We start from the raw sequence: 17,162 nt of genomic DNA, 5'->3' as shown, positions 1-17,162 counted from the left end.
ACGGGATAAAAGGAAGCAAAAAAAGGAAGTATACTAAAAGTACACTTCCTTTTTTGTGGTTTGTAGAATTTTTTATAAAGTTGACGTTTTTGTGTTTATTATTTAAATATAATGAAAAGTTGATGTTAATTGTCAGATAAGTATTGACATTTAAAATATTCGACAATATACTACAATTTGTGTGTTTTTACAGAGAGACTTTAACCATTTTCATTTTGGAGGATTTATGAGTTCACTACTTAGAAAAAAATCAATTACACAATTAATCCAACAAAGCAAACAAAAATCACTTAATCGCACACTTAGTGCATTAGATTTAACTCTGCTCGGGGTTGGTGCAATAATCGGTACAGGTATTTTTGTCTTAACAGGAGTTGTGGCTGCAGAATCAGCTGGACCTGCGTTAATTCTTTCGTTTGTTTTGTCAGGGATAGTCTGCGCTTTAGCTGCCTTCTGTTATGCAGAATTTGCTTCAACTGTGCCAATCTCCGGCAGTGTCTATACGTACACGTATGCAACTCTTGGAGAAATTTTTGCCTTTATCATCGGCTGGGATTTAATGCTGGAATATTTATTAGCAACAGCAGCCGTTGCCACAGGATGGTCAGGGTATTTTCAAGCGCTTCTTGAAGGTTTTGGAATTATGCTGCCTGCAAGTTTTACCTCTGCTCCCGGATCTGCTGAAGGCGGAATAATCAACCTGCCTGCGGTTATCATTATCTTACTTATTACAGCATTATTATCAAGAGGTGCAAAAGAAAGTGCACGTGTTAATAATATAATGGTCTTTATTAAGCTGGCCGTTATTTTTGCATTCATTATTGCTGGTATGTTTTATGTAAAGCCTGATAACTGGACTCCGTTTGCACCATTTGGCTTTGAAGGAATTATTACTGGTGCCGCTACAGTTTTCTTTGCCTATATAGGATTTGATGCAGTGGCTACTGCGGCTGAAGAGGTAAAGAATCCACAGCGTGATGTACCGATTGGGATCATTGCTTCTTTAGCAATTTGTACAGTTTTGTATATGCTCGTATCCTTTATTTTGACTGGAATGGTGCCATACTCACAGCTAAATGTTGCAGACCCTGTTACATTCGCCCTGCAATTTGTCGGTCAAGATTCACTTGCAGGTATTATTTCCGTTGGAGCCATAACAGGGATAACAACTGTTTTGCTTGTCATGTTGTATGCACAGGTCAGAGTATCATTTGCCATGAGCCGGGATGGTTTGTTACCGAAAAATTTTGCTACAATCCACCCAATCTTTAAAACACCTTTTCAAAATACTTGGTTAACAGGTATTATCGCTGCCATTATTGCAGGTTTTGTTGATCTAACAACTTTAGCTCATCTTGTAAACATTGGGACATTAGCAGCCTTTACATTAATTTCAGTCGCTGTGATTATTCTTAGAAATACGCATCCTGATTTGAAGCGAGCTTTCAAGGTGCCGTTTGTTCCGATTTTCCCAGCAATAAGCGCACTTTTATGTGTTTATTTAATGACAAGCTTGCCTGCAATTACATGGATCGCATTTATTATTTGGATCATGATTGGGTTGATCGTTTACTTCGGATATGCGAAACGGCGAAGTAAATTAAATCAACCAAAAGCTTGATTTATAACATGATGAGGCTGACTCAAATTCGATTTAGTCAGCCTCATCATCTATTAATTTGGAAAATTAATCAACAAAAACCTTCTCAATCACCTTTTTCTGCTCAGTTTTGGCGATCGTAATTCCCGTTGACTCTTCAAAATTATAAAGACTGGTTGGTAAATCTGTAAAACGTTCTAGTTCATTATAGGCTGGAATCCCGTGATAGGACATATCAAGACCTTCTTCTTCCTCTTCATCAGTTGCACGCAATCCAACCGTGGCCTCAGCTATCTTTCCAATAGCTGCACCACCGATTAATCCCCAGACAGCCACTACAATTGCACCTAAAAGCTGTACGCCAAACAATGAAACTTGCCCTGTTGTTACTAATCCTGCCGTTGAATCAAATAACCCGACAGCAATGGTACCAAACACACCGTTAAAACCATGCACAGCAACCGCACCAACCGGATCATCGATTTTCATATTGTCGATTAAAAGAGTTGCATAAATGACAATAACTCCACTGATCCCACCAATGATAATCGCGCTCCATTGATCGACAAATGCACATCCGGCAGTGATCGCTACTAATCCAGATAAAACACCATTAATAGTCATACTCGGATCTGCTTTTCCGAATTTTTTCATGGTCATTAATAAAGTAACTGTTCCGCCGCTAGCTCCTGCAAGCATCGTATTAATGGCGATCGAAGCTAAAGAAGCATTTGACGCATCTAATGTACTGCCGCTGTTAAAAGCAAACCAGCCAAACCATAAGATAAATGCTCCACTTGATGCCAGGGGAATATTACTTGGCGCAAATACATTTACACTGCCATCAGAGTTAAATCTCCCTTTCCTTGCCCCTAATAGTTTTGCCATTGCCAACGCAGCGAAACCGCCAACCGCATGAATGGCTGCCGAACCAGCAAAATCCTTCATCCCCAGCAGTGCGAGCCAGCCTTCACTATTCCAAATCCAATGTCCTGATAATGGGTAAATGATAAGTGTAACAAGAGCGGCAGTGATTATGTACGCTTTAAAATTCATGCGTTCTGCCACAGCCCCGGAAATGATCGAGATACACGCTACCGCAAAGCCCATTTGAAAAAGTACAAATGCTTCGCTGGGTAGTTCCATATTTAGTGAGATTTTTTCTGGACTTCCAAACAGACTTGTCCCAATAAAGCCAAAGGCATCTTGACCAAACATGATCCCAAACCCAATCATCCAAAAAACAAGAGCCCCGATCGTTAGATCAACAAAAATTTTCATTGTTACATTTACGGCATTTTTTGTTCTGACTAAACCTGCTTCTAACAAGCTAAAGCCACCTTCCATAAACAAAACCATCGCAGCAGCAATCACAATCCATACCGTGTTTAAATGAATCAGTTCCACTCTACTCGCCCCCCTTAGCTGAAAGATCATCTATCGTGATATCCGGTTCACCTGTCCGAATGTTATATGCTTCCAGAATTGGATAAACATATATTTTTCCGTCACCATCTTCACCAGTTTGTGCAGTCGCTATAATCGTATTAATCGTCCGGTCAACCATGTGATCTGAAAGTACAATTTCAAGCTTGATTTTAGGATGGAGGGTGACATGATAATTTTTACCACGATATACCCCCTTGGTATCCCTCTGCTTCCCCCTTCCTACAACTTGAGAAACAGTAAAGCCGGTAATCCCGATCGTTTTTAATTCTTTTATTGTGTCAGTTATTTTCTGCGGCCTGATAATCGCTTCGATTTTTTTCATTGTAATCACCTTTAGCATTGTTAGGTTTTCTAACATTAATATGTTAAAGATTATAACATTATCAAAAAAAGAGTCAACCGTTTTTATTGTGAAAATTTTTAGAAAAATAATACAAAGCCTCTCATTCTGTTAAAGGTCAAAAAAAGATGATCGACAACATTACGTCGATCATCTTTATTAGTTAATCATGCTTTAACGTGTTTGCCCATTACCTGACATCATAAATTTTACAGTGGTTAACGCCGGCAATCCCATTGGTCCTCTGGCATGGAGCTTTTGTGTTGAGATCCCGATTTCAGCTCCAAAGCCAAGTGCTCCGCCATCTGTGAAACGTGTTGAGGCATTATGATAAAGTGCTGATGCGTCTACTAAACTCATAAACCGTTTAGCTGTTTTACCGTTTTCAGTAACAATAGCCTCAGAATGCTTTGTACCATATGTTTCAATATGGTCAATCGCTTCCTCTACATTCTCTACAACCTTTACAGCTATATCTAAACTTAAATATTCATTTGCCCAATCGTCTTCTTTTGCTAAGATTGCATCTGGTAGAAAGGATAGTGCTGCCTCGTCCCCATGGACAGTAATCCCATATTTTGTGAAGGTCGCATGTAACACTTTATGATTTTTCTTTAGCCATTCCTTATGGATAATCACAGTTTCCATTGCATTACAGACAGCTGGACGGTCTGTTTTGGCATTGATTAAAATGTTTAAAGCTTTATCAAGATCCGCTTCACAATCTATATATAAATGGCAGTTGCCAACACCTGTTTCAAGCACTGGTACAGTGGCATTATTGACTACAGCATTTATTAATGAACCACCGCCTCTTGGAATGAGCACATCAATATGCTCCTTCATGGTAAATAGCTGCTGTATCGCTTCACGATCTGCGCTTGCAATGAATTGAACAGTTTCCATTGGAATTTTTGTTTTCTTCAAGGCCTCGTGCATAACTTGCACGATTGCTTTATTTGATGATAAAGCAGATGAACCACCTTTTAGCACAATGGCATTGCCCGATTTAAGCGCAAGACCTGTCGCATCGACGGTTACGTTCGGGCGAGCTTCATAGATCATCCCGATCACACCTAGAGGTACGGTGATCTTTTCAACAAGCAACCCATTATCAAGAGTCCAGCTTGATTGAATATTTCCGGTTGGATCTTCTAACCCAGCAACTTGACGGAGCCCTTCGGCAAAGTCTTCAATCCGTTCCGTAGAAAGGGCCAATCGGTCCATAAACGCTGCCTCATAGCTTTTTTCTTGGCCTGCATTTAAATCCTGTTCATTTGCAGTCAATATTACATCTGCATTCTTTACCAACTCATCAGCTAAAATGTGTAATGCTTCATTTTTTTCTTCTGTTGTTAATAAAGCTAACTTTTTCGCTGCTTTCTTTGCTGCAATTGCTTGTGCTTCAACATTTGTTTTGACAACTTTTGTAACAGACATCCAATTCCTCCCTTTATACTCCGACAGGCAAAGATAATTCAAGCTCACAAACAAGATCATCAAAATGGACAACCTCTAGTCTCTCAACCTCTTTACCTGAAATTTTATTCAATCTTTCTAAATCTTCATTTGAATAATTAACAACACCCAAACCAATTCTTTCACCCTCGTGATCTAGTATGCGAATAACAGCACCTTTTTCAAACTGTCCTTTGACTTTGGTAATATCTGAGGAAAAAATACTGTGCTTATGATCTGCAATTGAGGTTCTTACATTTTGATTGATCACAATTTCTCCTTCTGGTCCCGAGTGGAAGGCAATCCATTGTCTTTTTTGATTTAAATTAATTGATTCATTTGTTACTTCAAAGTAAGTCCCTCTTGCCACTCCTTTAATGGCGTCACCTAAAATATTCTGAATGCTAGCTTTACCTAGAAAGGTTGAAATCCCTGAAGCCATCGCAATTTTCACAGCATCAATTTTCGATTTCATTCCGCCGGTTCCAACATTGCTGCCAGAATCTCCGGCACCTTCCTCAATTTCAGGTGTGATCTCATATACTTTTTCAAGCAATTTTGCCTTTTCATTTTTGCGAGGATCGGAATCATATAGTCCATCGATATCAGATAAGATAATCAATTGATCTGCCTCAACAAGTCCTGCTACTTTAGCAGATAATGTATCATTATCCCCAAACTTTAAGCGATCAACTGTAACCGTGTCATTTTCATTTACAATCGGAATGATTCCGCGTTCCAATAATACATTTAATGTGTTTCGAACATTGTGATATCGATATTCATCTGAAAAGTCACTGCGCGTAATCAAAATTTGTGATGCCACATAGCCGTGTGATAAAAAGATTTCCGAATAAGCTTCGATTAATAATCCTTGACCAATGGATGCTGCAGCTTGTTTTTCTGGTAATGAGGTTGGCCGTTCAATACAGCCCAGCTTTCTGTAGCCGGCAGCCACTGCACCAGAAGATACAAATACAATTTCATGGCCATCATCCTTTAATAAAGCAATTTCATCAGCTAATTTCTCAAGTTTTCGTCGACTTATTTCTCCATGTCGACTTGTTAACGAACTGCTTCCTACTTTTATTACAACCCGTTTTTTCTTATGTTGTTGGGTCGGCATTCTATCACTCCTGAATATGTTTTCTCTCTATTTGCGCTTTGTTTTTTTATTTAGGAAACAAATATACCTATTTTAAAGAACCTGCTAATAGGCTCTCTTGAATTTGCTCACTGATTTGCTTAGAGCGTTTCGCAGCATGCTCAATAGCCAGTGCTATCGCATGACCTCCACCATTTTTATCAAGCGCTGCTAGCCCGGCAGCTGTTGTGCCATTAGGAGATGTAACATTCTCCCTTAAAACAGCAGGCGTTAGATCTTGTTCCTGAACCATTTTTGCTGCGCCTACTATCGTTTGTGCAATAATCTGTCTTGTTGTTGCAAGATCTAAACCAGCAAGAACCCCTTGCTGTTCCATATGCTCCATTAAATAATAGAAATAAGCCGGCCCGCTTCCTGCTATACCTGTAAAAATATCCATACTTTTTTCATCAATCTTAAATACCTCTCCAATACATTTAAGCAAGCTTTCTGTTAACTTAATATTATTATCGGCTGTTTCATGACCTGGGGAAATGGCTGTAGCTGATTCTCCGATCATACTTGACGTATTCGGCATGACTCGAACTACTTGCTGGCCTTTATGAAGGTTTTGTTCAAGGTATGAAGTTGTAATACCTGCTAAAACAGATAGTATGAGCTGATTTGGCTTGATATGACTTTTAATGTCGGTTAATGCCTTATCGACATCTTTCGGCTTCATTGCCAAAATGATTACATCTATTTGGTCAAACTGTAAATTTTTGCGTTTTTTTGCTTTTATTCCATATTTAGTTTGCAAGTCAGCTAATCGTTCTTCATCGGACCGATTGGTTGCAATGATTTGTTCCGATCGAACTTTCCCTGATTTAACCATTCCGGAAATCATTGCTTCTGCCATCGAACCTGCGCCTATAAAGGCTATGGTTTTATCGTTTAACATCTCATCTCTCCAATACGTTCGTATTTTTGTTCGCATTTTTCATTAACGATTTAATAGTAACATGATGAACTTCATAATCAAGGTCTTAAGGAAATGTTGTGAGTATATCTGTCAAATAGTGAGTGTAAACGTTGCCATCAACAGTTATATCTTCTTAAAGGCTTCTCAAACGGTTTAAACGCTCCTCATCCCTTATTTTCAATCATTATGTTTACCGACTTTTCTAAATTTTTATTTAATTAATACGGATAAAATAATAAATAACATTACCAAAAAATGTTTAAACTTTTTGAAAACGATTGTATAATTACCACTAAATACAGAGACGTAGAGAGGATGTATGGGCATGCTTAAAAAATGTACATCAGCTGATCATGATCAGGTTATGGAATTTTTAATAGAAGAAAAAGCTTTTAATCTTTTTATTATCGGCGATATTGAAAATTTCGGTTATGATGCTGATTTTCAGGACATTTTTGCTCAGTACAATAAAAATGGGGAAATCGAGGGTATCTTGCTTCGTTATCAACATACTTATATTCCTTATACGAAAACGAAAATTGATTTAACTAAGATGGCAAACCTCATATCGTCAGATCCCGAGCTGGTGATGGTATCTGGAAAAAATGAAATCGTCAAAAATATGCAAACACTCACTCCATTAAAACGAGCAAAGCTAACCTACTTTGCCGAGCTAAAAGACAACGAAGCACTACAAGATCAACCCCATGACTTTATTGTAAAAAAGGCATCATTGGAGGATGTTGAAAGAATCTGCGTCCTAAAGGAACAAATCAGCGAATTTGATTTCAATTCCTCTACAAAACAAAGCTTTAAGCGAACAATTGAGACAAAATCAGGTCGTACCTTTTTTATTGAAAATGCCAAGAGAGAAGTGATTTCCATTGCCTCTACAACAGCTGAAAATCAGTATTCCGCCATGATAGTTGGTGTTTGCTCACATCCTGCCGAGCGTCAGAAAGGCCTTGCATCGGTTGTGATGCAAGAACTTTGTAAAGAGTTGTTAGCCGAAGGAAAAACTCTGTGCTTATTTTATAATAATCCAAATGCTGGACGGATCTATAAAAGACTCGGTTTTAACGATATCGGATTATGGCGGATGGCTTATCCAAAATAATATGAGACTAAAAAAACAGGGATACGGGATAGATGATTGAATAGTTATTTTATGCTATCTTTCTTCTATCCCCTTTCATTTTTCTCATAACTGTTATACAATTCCAACTATGCACGCCTTATAGGAATATTTCTTCCTAATAGCGAAAGGAGAACAACACATGAAAAAATTACTGCTTACATTAATCATTGGGCTGCTCGCATTCACACTAGCTGCCTGCAATAATGATGAAGACAAAAAGGACTCTGCTAACGCTAATGAGTCAACTGAGGAGAAAGCGAAAGCTGACGAAGAGAAAGCTGACGAAAAGCAAGCTGCTGCTGATGCAGAAGAAATGCAAAAAAAACTTGATGCCCAGAAAGTAAAAGAAGATACTGTTGTAGCAATTGTCAATGGTCAGGAGATCAAGGGAGCTGAGTATAATGATGCATTAAGTATTTCGCAAACTCAGTTTCAGTCAATGGGACAAGATCCCACTTCAGAGGACATTGCTAAACAACTGAAAGATTATACTCTTGAAAGCCTTGTTGGCCAAACCTTGCTCATGCAAGAAATAGATAAAAAAGGATATAAAGCAACCGAAGAGGCTATTAATAAGGATTTGGAGACATTAAAGGCACAGTATAAGGATGAAAAAGCTTTTAATGAAGCACTTAAGCAAAACAATCTCACACTTGATGAGCTGAAAACACAGATTTCTGATAAAGTAAAATACAGTCAATATATCGAAAAAGACTTAAATATTGAAGAAGTAACCGAAAAAGAGCTAAAGGAATATTATGATTCAATGGCTAGTCAGGCTGAAGAAGGTACTGAAACACCAAAATACGAAGATGTAAAAGAACAGCTGAAACTGCAACTTGAACAGCAAAAAACACAAGAAAAACTTGCTGCAAAAGTCGAAGAGCTTCGCAAGGGCGCAAAAATTGATTTGAAAATATAAATCTAAACTTTCAACAGTTGAATTTTACTGCCCATTAAGATTTGGATAAAATAAATAAAGGACGTGCTCCAAACAGGATGCACGTCCTTATTTATTACTCAGCAATATTTACAAAAATATCATCCACTGCCGGTTCCTTTTCAATCAAGCCTGCTTCCTTCATCCAGCTAATGGTTTTTTCCCATTGTTCTTTGCTTTGACTGCCAAAGCCTTCCTCTGACTTCATAAGCGGTAATAAAATGTCCAAACTTTCCGTCTCTACTTCTTCTACTAATGGAAAGTTTGCTTCATCCTGATTCGTTAATAAGATGTTTAGCGCTTCTTCAGGATTTTCTGCTGTAAATTCATATGCTTTTGTTGCGGCACGCCAGAAAGCTTCAATGCTTTCTTGTTCTTCCTCCCATGTTTTATCACTTGTTACTGCGATAAGCTCATTGTAACTTGGAATACCGTAATCTGTAGGGTTTAAATTACGAGTTTCATGGCCTTCATGCTTTAATACAGGTACCTCATGATTAATATATGCCCCAATCACGGCATCTACCTTTTTACTAACGATGGATGATCCTAGCTCAAAGCCAACATCAATCATTTCTACGTTTTCTGGATTCCCGCCATCTGCCTTCACCATTGATTGAATAAGAGACTCATTAAGCGGTATTCCAGGATACCCTACTTTTTTCCCTTCTAGATCCTTAGGTGATTGAATTTCGCTGTCCTCAAGAAAAACCACGCGATTTAAAGGTGAACGGACAATTGCCCCTACAGATTTAATCTTCACATCTTGATTTGCACGCGCAATAATGACATCTGGCTGATAGGAAATACCGAGTGTCACTTGACCGGCAGCAGCCAAATTAATGGGATCTGTCGGGTTTGCTGGAAATTGAATCTCGACATTTAAGCCTTCTTCTTTAAAATATCCCTTTTCCTGGGCAACATATAAAAAGCTGTGTACGGCATTTGGATACCAATCCAGCATAATGCTTATATCCTTTAACTCTTTCGTTTTTTCCCCTTCTTCGGCACTTTGTGTTGAAGTACCATTCTCTCCACCTGAACATGCTGTCAACAGTACAATCATCATACATAATAGTACAAATAAATACTTTTTCATTTTGTTTTCCTCCATCTTAATGTTCTTCTTTCAATCCAACCAACCAATAGAAAAAATAAAACGCCTACTGCTGATAACAAAATGATCGGAGCAAAAACACCTGCTCCATCAAATTGTGTCATCATTCGTCGGCTAAAATAACCTAAACCTGCTTGAGCACCGATCCATTCACCTATTGCAGCCCCAATGACGCTAAGTGTAACGGCAACCTTTAATCCTGAAAAAAAATGCGGCGCACTTGCCGGTACTTGGAGTTTAAAGAATAAATCCTTTTTACTTGCGCCCATTGTTAATAATAAATCTCGATAATCCTTGCTTGTTGAGCGAAGCCCATCATAAGTATTAACTGTTATTGGGAAAAATGTTATAAGGACAGTTACAACAACCTTACTCCAAATCGTATAGCCAAACCAAAGGACGAAGATTGGAGCAAGAGCAATGATCGGAATGGTTTGTGACGAGATAATGATCGGATAAAAGGTTCTCTCAGCCGTTTTACTTACGCTCATCCAAACAGCAAGGCCCACACCGAAAACAATTGAAATAAAAAGGCCAATAACAATGATTACTAATGTTGATGGTAAATGTTCGAGAAATAAGGGAGCTTTTATTTCCCATAGCTTATAAGCAATATCTGAGGGAGCTGGTAAAATAAATCCCAAATCAACTAGCCTTGCACAGACTTCCCACAAAATGAGAAAACCGGTAACAAGTAGACATGCGGCAGTATACTTTTGGAAAAACTTCATAACTTTACCCTCGCTCGAAGCTGGTCAATTAAATAATCCTTTAGCTCGATTACTTCAGGTTTATTTAAATCCTTTAAATCTCTCGGGCGGTCAAGCGGAACCTTGACCACCTCAAGTTCGCTTGACGGCACATCTTTAAAAATAAAAATTCGATCAGATAGAAACAAAGCTTCATTGACATCATGAGTAATAAAAAGAATCGTTTCCTTGCGTTTTTCCCATTGAGATAAGAGCCACTCCTGCAAGGAAATTCTTGTGATGGCATCAAGTGCACTAAAGGGTTCATCCAAAAGCAGAACCTCTGCGCCGCTTAGTATCGTACGCAGAAAAGACACCCTTTGCCTCATACCGCCAGATAAATCACTAGGGAAGCAGCCTTCCACACCTTTCAGACCGAACTCCTCAAGTAATACCAATACTCTCTTGTGTGCTTCTTTTTTGTTAACTCCTTTTATTTCTAAAGGAAGTGCAGCATTTTCGACAATTGTCCGCCATGGCAGCAGCAAATCCTGCTGGGGCATATACCCGACCTTCCCAAGTCGGTTTGAGTTCAGATTATTCCGCAAGAAAATTTCACCTTCTGTTGGATGCTCCAGTCCCGTAACCAACTTAAATAATGTGCTTTTCCCCGATCCACTTGGACCTATAATACTAACGAACTCTCCTTCATTAATCTGAATATCAAAATCTTTTAAGATGGGCGCTTTTGCTTCATCATAACGAAAGGTTACATGTTGAAATTTCAGTACTGGATCACTCATCGATTGGCCACATCTCTTCGTTATAAGCCATATCCCAAAACATGTATTCGAATCGAGTTGTATTGAGGAAGATCTCCTCCAATTTTTCCAGCTCTGCCTCCGGCTTTCCCTCTGCTACCTGATCCAATAACTCTATACACCATGTTGCAAGCTGCCCAAACTCATCTGATGCATACATATTGATCCACTCTCCATAAAACTCGTGCTCGCTTGCACCCTCGATTTTTTTTAGCTCCTTGCCAATTTCCCAATAACTCCACATACAAGGAAGCAAGGCTGCAACAAGCTCTGCAAGTGTACCATTCTGGCTCACATGTAACATATAATGTGTGTATGCAAGTGTGGTTGGCGATGGTTTTGCTGTTTCCAGCTCCTCAACAGAAATATCAAATTTTTTTGCATATTGCCGATGAAGCTCCATTTCTTCATTTAACGTTGCATCTAGTAATTTGGCAAATTTCCCCATTACCTTAAGGTCTGTCGCTTTTACAGCACCTAAAGCAAAAACCTTTGCATATTCAATTAAATACAAATAATCCTGAACCATATAAAACCGGAACTTTTCCTTTTCCAACGTACCATTTCCCATTTTTTGAACAAACGGATGGGCATGATTACGATTCCATATTGGCAGTACCTTGTAATAAAGCCTTTGACTAAAATTCATCCTTTAACCTCCTAAATTTCATGAGCTTTACCTCTTGAAGCTTAATCAAGCTCGTTCAGTATGACACCATTCATAAATAAAACGTAAAATAACCTTTGTATAAGAAATAAGCTGGTCAATAGAAAGCTTCTCATTTATGGCATGGGCATTTTGCAAATTGCCAGGTCCATAAATCGCTGTCGGAATTCCTGCCTCACCTAACCAGCCGCCATCTGTTACCGAAGGGGAAACATCGACAATTGCCTGATCGTTTAATATAGCCTGGTGTGCCGATGCTAATTGCTTTACACCGAGATGGTTAGGATCAACCTCTAGTGATGGAAAGATTTCCCCGCGATCAACAATCATTGACTTCCCGCCCCATTCAAATGAAGGCGGATTTTCTCTAAGCCAAGGATCAGCGTTTGCCACATGCTGTATATGTGTTTCAATTTCGTTGATGATTTGCTCATACGTCTCATTTGGATAATAGTGTACCGTGATCCAAAGCCTGCATTCGTCAGCTATGAAAGCCGCATGCCGCCCACCTTCAATAACTGCAGGGTTTATCGTATTCGTTCCAGACATAAAACCCGGATAGCTTTTCGTCACAGCCCAATGGCGTTCAAGCTCTTGCAGTCCTTGAATAATGTTTGTCATTTTCTCGATTGCACTCGCACCAAAGAGCTTTCCTCCAGCATGAATCATCTGCCTTCTTGTTGCATCATGAAAGGTTTGCGGGCTCTTTACTGTAATCCATCCAGTAATGACTCCACCTTGACCTTGAATATGTAAATCACTTGTGTCTACCACAACAGCAAAATCAGCCGCATACCCCTTTTTGCAACATTCTAATGTACCTGCCTCACCAACCTCTTCGCCAATGACCGACTGGAAAATTAAACTGCCAGGCAATTCAATCCCCGCTTCATGTATTAACTGGATGGCGAACAAAGCACCGGCTAAACCGCCTTTCATATCAGCTGCACCTCGACCGATGATATTCCCGTCTTTTACAACCGGATAAAAAGGGTCAACCTCCCACACTTCATCCTCACTGACTTCAGCTACGTCCATATGTCCATTAATGATCAAGCTGTTATACAGGTCTGATGAAGTCCCTTTACGAACACCTACAACATTTGGATCATTGGGGTAAACATCCCACATATCGATTGTAAAGCCTTTATCACTTAAAAAATCAGCAACAAATTGTTGGGCATCCTTAGTGTTTCTTGCAGGCGGTGCCGGTGTTTTATACTCGATTAGCCTTTTGAGCAATTCAATCAGCTCATCTTTTCTGGCATCAACTTGTTCAACTAATTGCTGAATATGATCTGCTGTCATTTTTTTCCTCCCAATCCTTTTCTCAGCTATAAAAAAACCACTTCTTATTTGAAGAAGTGGTTTGAACATACATACAAATTTATGTATAAACATTCGAAAAACATCGGGTTTTCCGAAGTTTCAAATATATTTTCAAACACCTCTTCCCTACGCTAGTATTATCTAGATCAGGTAATAAGGGTCAAGGCACCATGCCTCTCTCAGCTTTTAAAAGCTCCCCTAGTGGTGAAATCTATTAACTTAATTTCTAAATTGATTATATTATTTTTAACACAATCTTTCCTTTTTGGCAACAGATTAAAATAAATCCCCTTTATAAACCGCTAACATTGTTCACAAACTGTTTATTTGCATGAAAAATGCGATCCTCATATCTTTTAAATAAATATCCAAAGATCGATGCCAATACTTGCTGAAACAGCATCCCAATAATAACTGGAACAGCGACAGCAGCTGGAAAATATTGCACGGCAATAACAGCCCCGGCACTGATATTACGCATTCCGCCAGTAAAGATCATCGCTACTTTTGTTTCCCGATCTCTTTTTAACCAGTTTGCTACTATCCATGTAAGTAAATATCCAAAGAAAGCAAGAATAAAAACTGTGACAGCAATAATAACCAACTTCACTGTTATATCTGATAAATATGGTGCTACTACAGCTCCATTAATCATAACAACAATTGCAAGACCCAACTTAGAAAACGGGGCTAGTGTTTTGCTTACTTGAACGCTTTTCTCTTTAAATAGATGATTCAACAACATTCCTACTAAAGATGGTAAAACGACCATATATAACAATCCGTACATAATCGATAACGTACTAATGTCTACTTTCTGCCCAACAAGGAAAGAAAGAGTATGCGGCACAAGGAATGGAGAAAGAATCGTATCAAGCAAAATAATCGAAAGGGCCAATGCAATATTTCCTTTATAAATCGTTACCCAGATGAAGCTTGTTATACCTGTAGGAATAACAGCAGCAAGTACAAGACCGGTCAATATTAAAGGATCATTTGCAAAGATAAGATGTCCTGCCCCCCAAGCAATAACTGGCATTCCTATATGCAAAACAAATAAAATAATTAGTAATGGAAGCGGACTTTTTAATACACCTTTAAGGGAAGAAAAGTTCGAGTTGAGACTACCAGAGAAAGTAATAAAAGCAAAAATCCAAGGGATTAAAAATGAAAAAAACGAAAAATGATTAGCAAACATCACGCCCAAAATGACGCTTGCAGGCGTAAGAAATGGCATAAACCTTTCAAGCTGCCGATTAAAAGTTTGAAGCATTAAGCATTCTCCTATTCTAATAAAGAACAATTATTTGAGTAAATTTGTTTATTTCCTTTGTCATTTCCTTCCCCTAGTGAATATTTCTTTACGTAAATTTTAACACATTACACAAAAAAAGTAGCCTCTTTATCCTTTAAAGAGTCGCTACTTTATAAGATCACTGTTTGTTAAAGAAAAAATTAATGGTCAATTGCATCACAGACCAAACTGCTAAATGGTTATTAAAAGCGTTATTTTTATATCACCCATTAATTTTTTCAATTCAAGAATATTGTAAGACAATTAAAAATGTAAGTCAATTTATTTTTGCCAATTAACCAAAAAATTTGAAATCATCATAGCTTCAGTTAGGACGATCATGTTGTTGATCTTCTTTCATTTTCCATTTTTATTCAAGTAATGTTTTCTCTAACAAAGCACAAACTAAGCTTACTAAAAAAGAAACTAGTTACGGAGATGACATGATATTGTGAAAAGTTATGTTTTTAGCATTGGATTATTCATTTTTATGATTTGTTTTTCAGAAGAAAAGACATTTGCTGCTTCTATCGAAAATAGACAAGCTCCAATAAGTTTCCAAATAACCCTTCAAAATTGGGAAGCAGTCAATCATATTTTGCCGAAAAAATCAACCTTTACTGTTATTGATGTGGAAACTGGTAAGAGCTTTGAAGTACAGCGAAGGGCTGGCAGCAGGCATGCAGATGTACAGCCCATTACCAAAAAAGACACGAAGATTATGAAAGAAATCTATGATGGAAGATGGAGTTGGCGAAGAAAAGCAGTCTTAATTCTAGCCAATGACAGCTTAATCCCTGCCTCTATGCATGGAATGCCGCACGGTGCTGGAGCGCTTCAAAATGGATTTCCCGGTCATTTCTGTATTCATTTTCCTGGAAGCACAACTCATCGGTCGGGGAAAGCCGATCTCTCTCACCATGTGATGATTTTAAAGGCTGCTGGGAAAATTGACGACTATTTTACAAGCCTTCAAGCAGAGCAATTAATAAATGTATTTCTAGTAACGATTAAAAACCAAGACCAAAAATTGGCAGAAAAAATCTCGATAAGTAATCAAAAAAAATGGAAACAAAAACTTAATAATATTGAACAAATCGAAGCCATACAGTGGTCGCTACCACAAACAACAAATAAAGAAACTCGCTACTCATTAGTCACTCAAATTCCTGTTGAGATAAAAATGTTTATTAAGGAACGTGGAGCTGTTAAAACAAACTTAGTTTTTACATTGATGAGAACATCTCCTCTTTCACCATGGAAAGTAAATATTGATCCATTGCTATCTTCCATTAACTAATTTTAAGAAAACAATAAGAGGTGGGGCATAAATGAAAATGATTTTGGTGCTATTATTGCTGGCTTTACAGCCTGACACTATTTCTGAAGAGATTTCATTAACCTTTGAGGGTGAAAAAATAAGCAGTATTCATCGCTCAGAATATGCTCTGCCTCCTTTTGGCCAATCCATGATCGATCACGAAAAATATAGTGAACTCGAGAAAAAACTTGAAGCAGCTGTTTTTAAAATGCCAACAAATGCAACCATTGATGAACATGGACATTTAGTAAGTGAAAAAATGGGCTATCAGCTTAACAAGGAGAAATTCAAGGAAGCGTTTTATCAGTCGTTTTATATGAAAGGTACTACTTCAATAGATATTCCTGTCAAGACAATTTACCCAAAGGTTGACAGTGAATTATTAACAAGCATTAGTTCAAAAAAAATCAGCCAATATATTACCTTTTTTAATAGCAGGAATAAGGAACGTTCACATAATATCAAATTAGCATCTGATGCGATCAATAACTATGTTGTGTTTCCAGGAGAGACTTTTTCATTTAATGCTGCTGTTGGAAAACGGACAGTTGAAAAAGGGTACCTGCCAGCACCAGTAATTGTAAGAGGAGAATTATCAGAAGGTGTTGGCGGCGGAATTTGCCAAGTTTCCTCCACTCTGTTTAATGCAGTAGACCGTGCGGGAGTTAAAATTCTTGAGAGGTATTCACATAGCAGAAGGGTGCCTTATGTTCCGCCAAATCGAGATGCAACTGTAAGCTGGTATGGTCCAGATTTTGTCTTTAAAAACCGGCACAACCAGCCATTGCTTATCCGTTCAAAAGTAATCGGCGGTCAGTTAATTATTGTTATCCTCTCTTCTGATACATTTTCTGATTATAAACGAGAGGTTCCAAGTGCGCCAGATACTTTGCCTAAAGAAGAATCTATAGATAAGGATAATACTTAGAAAAG

Annotated in this window: 16 protein-coding genes and 1 riboswitch; of the genes, 5 read left to right on the top strand and 11 right to left on the bottom strand. The window is 38.2% G+C overall.

All coding sequences use genetic code 11. The annotated features are described in order from the left end of the window. The first annotated feature begins 226 nt into the window (after positions 1-226). Positions 227-1,621: a branched-chain amino acid transporter BcaP gene (gene bcaP / locus ACSVDH_RS09665; RefSeq protein WP_439249270.1), complete on the top strand. Its 1,395-nt coding sequence runs from the start codon at positions 227-229 to the stop codon at positions 1,619-1,621. A gap of 66 nt (positions 1,622-1,687) precedes the next feature. Here the strand turns inward: bcaP and ACSVDH_RS09660 are convergent, their stop codons facing one another. The 5 genes from ACSVDH_RS09660 to proC form a co-directional block, all read right to left on the bottom strand. After that, the gene (locus ACSVDH_RS09660; RefSeq protein ID WP_439249269.1) at positions 1,688-3,007 is read right to left on the bottom strand and encodes an ammonium transporter; all 1,320 of its coding nucleotides are present in this window, start codon (positions 3,005-3,007) and stop codon (positions 1,688-1,690) included. A gap of 1 nt (position 3,008) precedes the next feature. Beyond that, positions 3,009-3,371, bottom strand: a complete 363-nt coding sequence (locus ACSVDH_RS09655; protein WP_299089370.1) for a P-II family nitrogen regulator — start codon at positions 3,369-3,371, stop codon at positions 3,009-3,011. Positions 3,372-3,563: 192 nt separating this feature from the next. Continuing rightward, entirely contained in the window at positions 3,564-4,829 is a 1,266-nt protein-coding gene (locus tag ACSVDH_RS09650) for a glutamate-5-semialdehyde dehydrogenase (RefSeq protein ID WP_439249268.1), read from the bottom strand. A 13-nt stretch (positions 4,830-4,842) separates the two neighbouring features. After that, positions 4,843-5,973: a glutamate 5-kinase gene (proB, locus tag ACSVDH_RS09645; protein ID WP_439249267.1), complete on the bottom strand. Its 1,131-nt coding sequence runs from the start codon at positions 5,971-5,973 to the stop codon at positions 4,843-4,845. Positions 5,974-6,040: 67 nt separating this feature from the next. Further along, entirely contained in the window at positions 6,041-6,892 is an 852-nt protein-coding gene (gene proC, locus ACSVDH_RS09640) for a pyrroline-5-carboxylate reductase (protein WP_439249266.1), read from the bottom strand. Positions 6,893-7,238: 346 nt separating this feature from the next. On the opposite strand from proC, the gene ACSVDH_RS09635 reads away from it, so the two are divergent. Beyond that, positions 7,239-8,030, top strand: coding sequence for a GNAT family N-acetyltransferase (locus tag ACSVDH_RS09635; RefSeq protein WP_439249265.1), 792 nt, complete (start codon positions 7,239-7,241; stop codon positions 8,028-8,030). A gap of 160 nt (positions 8,031-8,190) precedes the next feature. Next, complete coding sequence (locus ACSVDH_RS09630; protein WP_439249264.1) at positions 8,191-8,973, top strand: SurA N-terminal domain-containing protein; 783 nt, start codon at positions 8,191-8,193, stop codon at positions 8,971-8,973. Positions 8,974-9,067: 94 nt separating this feature from the next. Here ACSVDH_RS09630 and ACSVDH_RS09625 read toward each other — a convergent pair whose 3' ends face one another. The 6 genes from ACSVDH_RS09625 to ACSVDH_RS09600 form a co-directional block, all read right to left on the bottom strand. Then, on the bottom strand, positions 9,068-10,090 hold the full coding sequence (locus tag ACSVDH_RS09625; RefSeq protein ID WP_439249263.1) for an ABC transporter substrate-binding protein: 1,023 nt from the start codon (positions 10,088-10,090) through the stop codon (positions 9,068-9,070). Continuing rightward, positions 10,087-10,839 carry an ABC transporter permease gene (locus tag ACSVDH_RS09620; RefSeq protein ID WP_439249262.1) on the bottom strand — a complete coding sequence of 251 codons (753 nt, stop codon included), beginning with the start codon at positions 10,837-10,839 and terminating at the stop codon, positions 10,087-10,089. The genes ACSVDH_RS09625 and ACSVDH_RS09620 overlap by 4 nt, the downstream gene beginning before the upstream one ends. Beyond that, on the bottom strand, positions 10,836-11,600 hold the full coding sequence (locus ACSVDH_RS09615) for an ABC transporter ATP-binding protein (protein ID WP_439249261.1): 765 nt from the start codon (positions 11,598-11,600) through the stop codon (positions 10,836-10,838). Before ACSVDH_RS09615 ends, ACSVDH_RS09620 begins: the two co-directional genes overlap by 4 nt. After that, complete coding sequence (gene tenA, locus ACSVDH_RS09610; RefSeq protein WP_439249260.1) at positions 11,593-12,267, bottom strand: thiaminase II; 675 nt, start codon at positions 12,265-12,267, stop codon at positions 11,593-11,595. The genes ACSVDH_RS09615 and tenA overlap by 8 nt, the downstream gene beginning before the upstream one ends. Before the next feature lie 45 nt (positions 12,268-12,312). Next, positions 12,313-13,593 carry an acetylornithine deacetylase gene (locus ACSVDH_RS09605; protein WP_439249259.1) on the bottom strand — a complete coding sequence of 427 codons (1,281 nt, stop codon included), beginning with the start codon at positions 13,591-13,593 and terminating at the stop codon, positions 12,313-12,315. 127 nt (positions 13,594-13,720) lie between these two features. Beyond that, positions 13,721-13,824: riboswitch (TPP riboswitch) on the bottom strand. A gap of 82 nt (positions 13,825-13,906) precedes the next feature. Beyond that, positions 13,907-14,887 carry a bile acid:sodium symporter family protein gene (locus ACSVDH_RS09600; RefSeq protein WP_439249257.1) on the bottom strand — a complete coding sequence of 327 codons (981 nt, stop codon included), beginning with the start codon at positions 14,885-14,887 and terminating at the stop codon, positions 13,907-13,909. 472 nt (positions 14,888-15,359) lie between these two features. On the opposite strand from ACSVDH_RS09600, the gene ACSVDH_RS09595 reads away from it, so the two are divergent. Continuing rightward, positions 15,360-16,208: a hypothetical protein gene (locus tag ACSVDH_RS09595; protein ID WP_439249256.1), complete on the top strand. Its 849-nt coding sequence runs from the start codon at positions 15,360-15,362 to the stop codon at positions 16,206-16,208. Between the two features lie 31 nt (positions 16,209-16,239). Continuing rightward, on the top strand, positions 16,240-17,157 hold the full coding sequence (locus ACSVDH_RS09590) for a VanW family protein (RefSeq protein ID WP_439249255.1): 918 nt from the start codon (positions 16,240-16,242) through the stop codon (positions 17,155-17,157). Positions 17,158-17,162: the final 5 nt, after the last annotated feature.

Origin of the sequence: Metabacillus sp. Hm71 (assembly GCF_051842955.2) — a bacterium.
In the GTDB taxonomy this organism is placed as follows: domain Bacteria; phylum Bacillota; class Bacilli; order Bacillales; family Bacillaceae; genus Metabacillus.
Note: the sequence above shows the minus strand (reverse complement) of the source record. Positions and strands in the feature narration are given on the sequence as shown.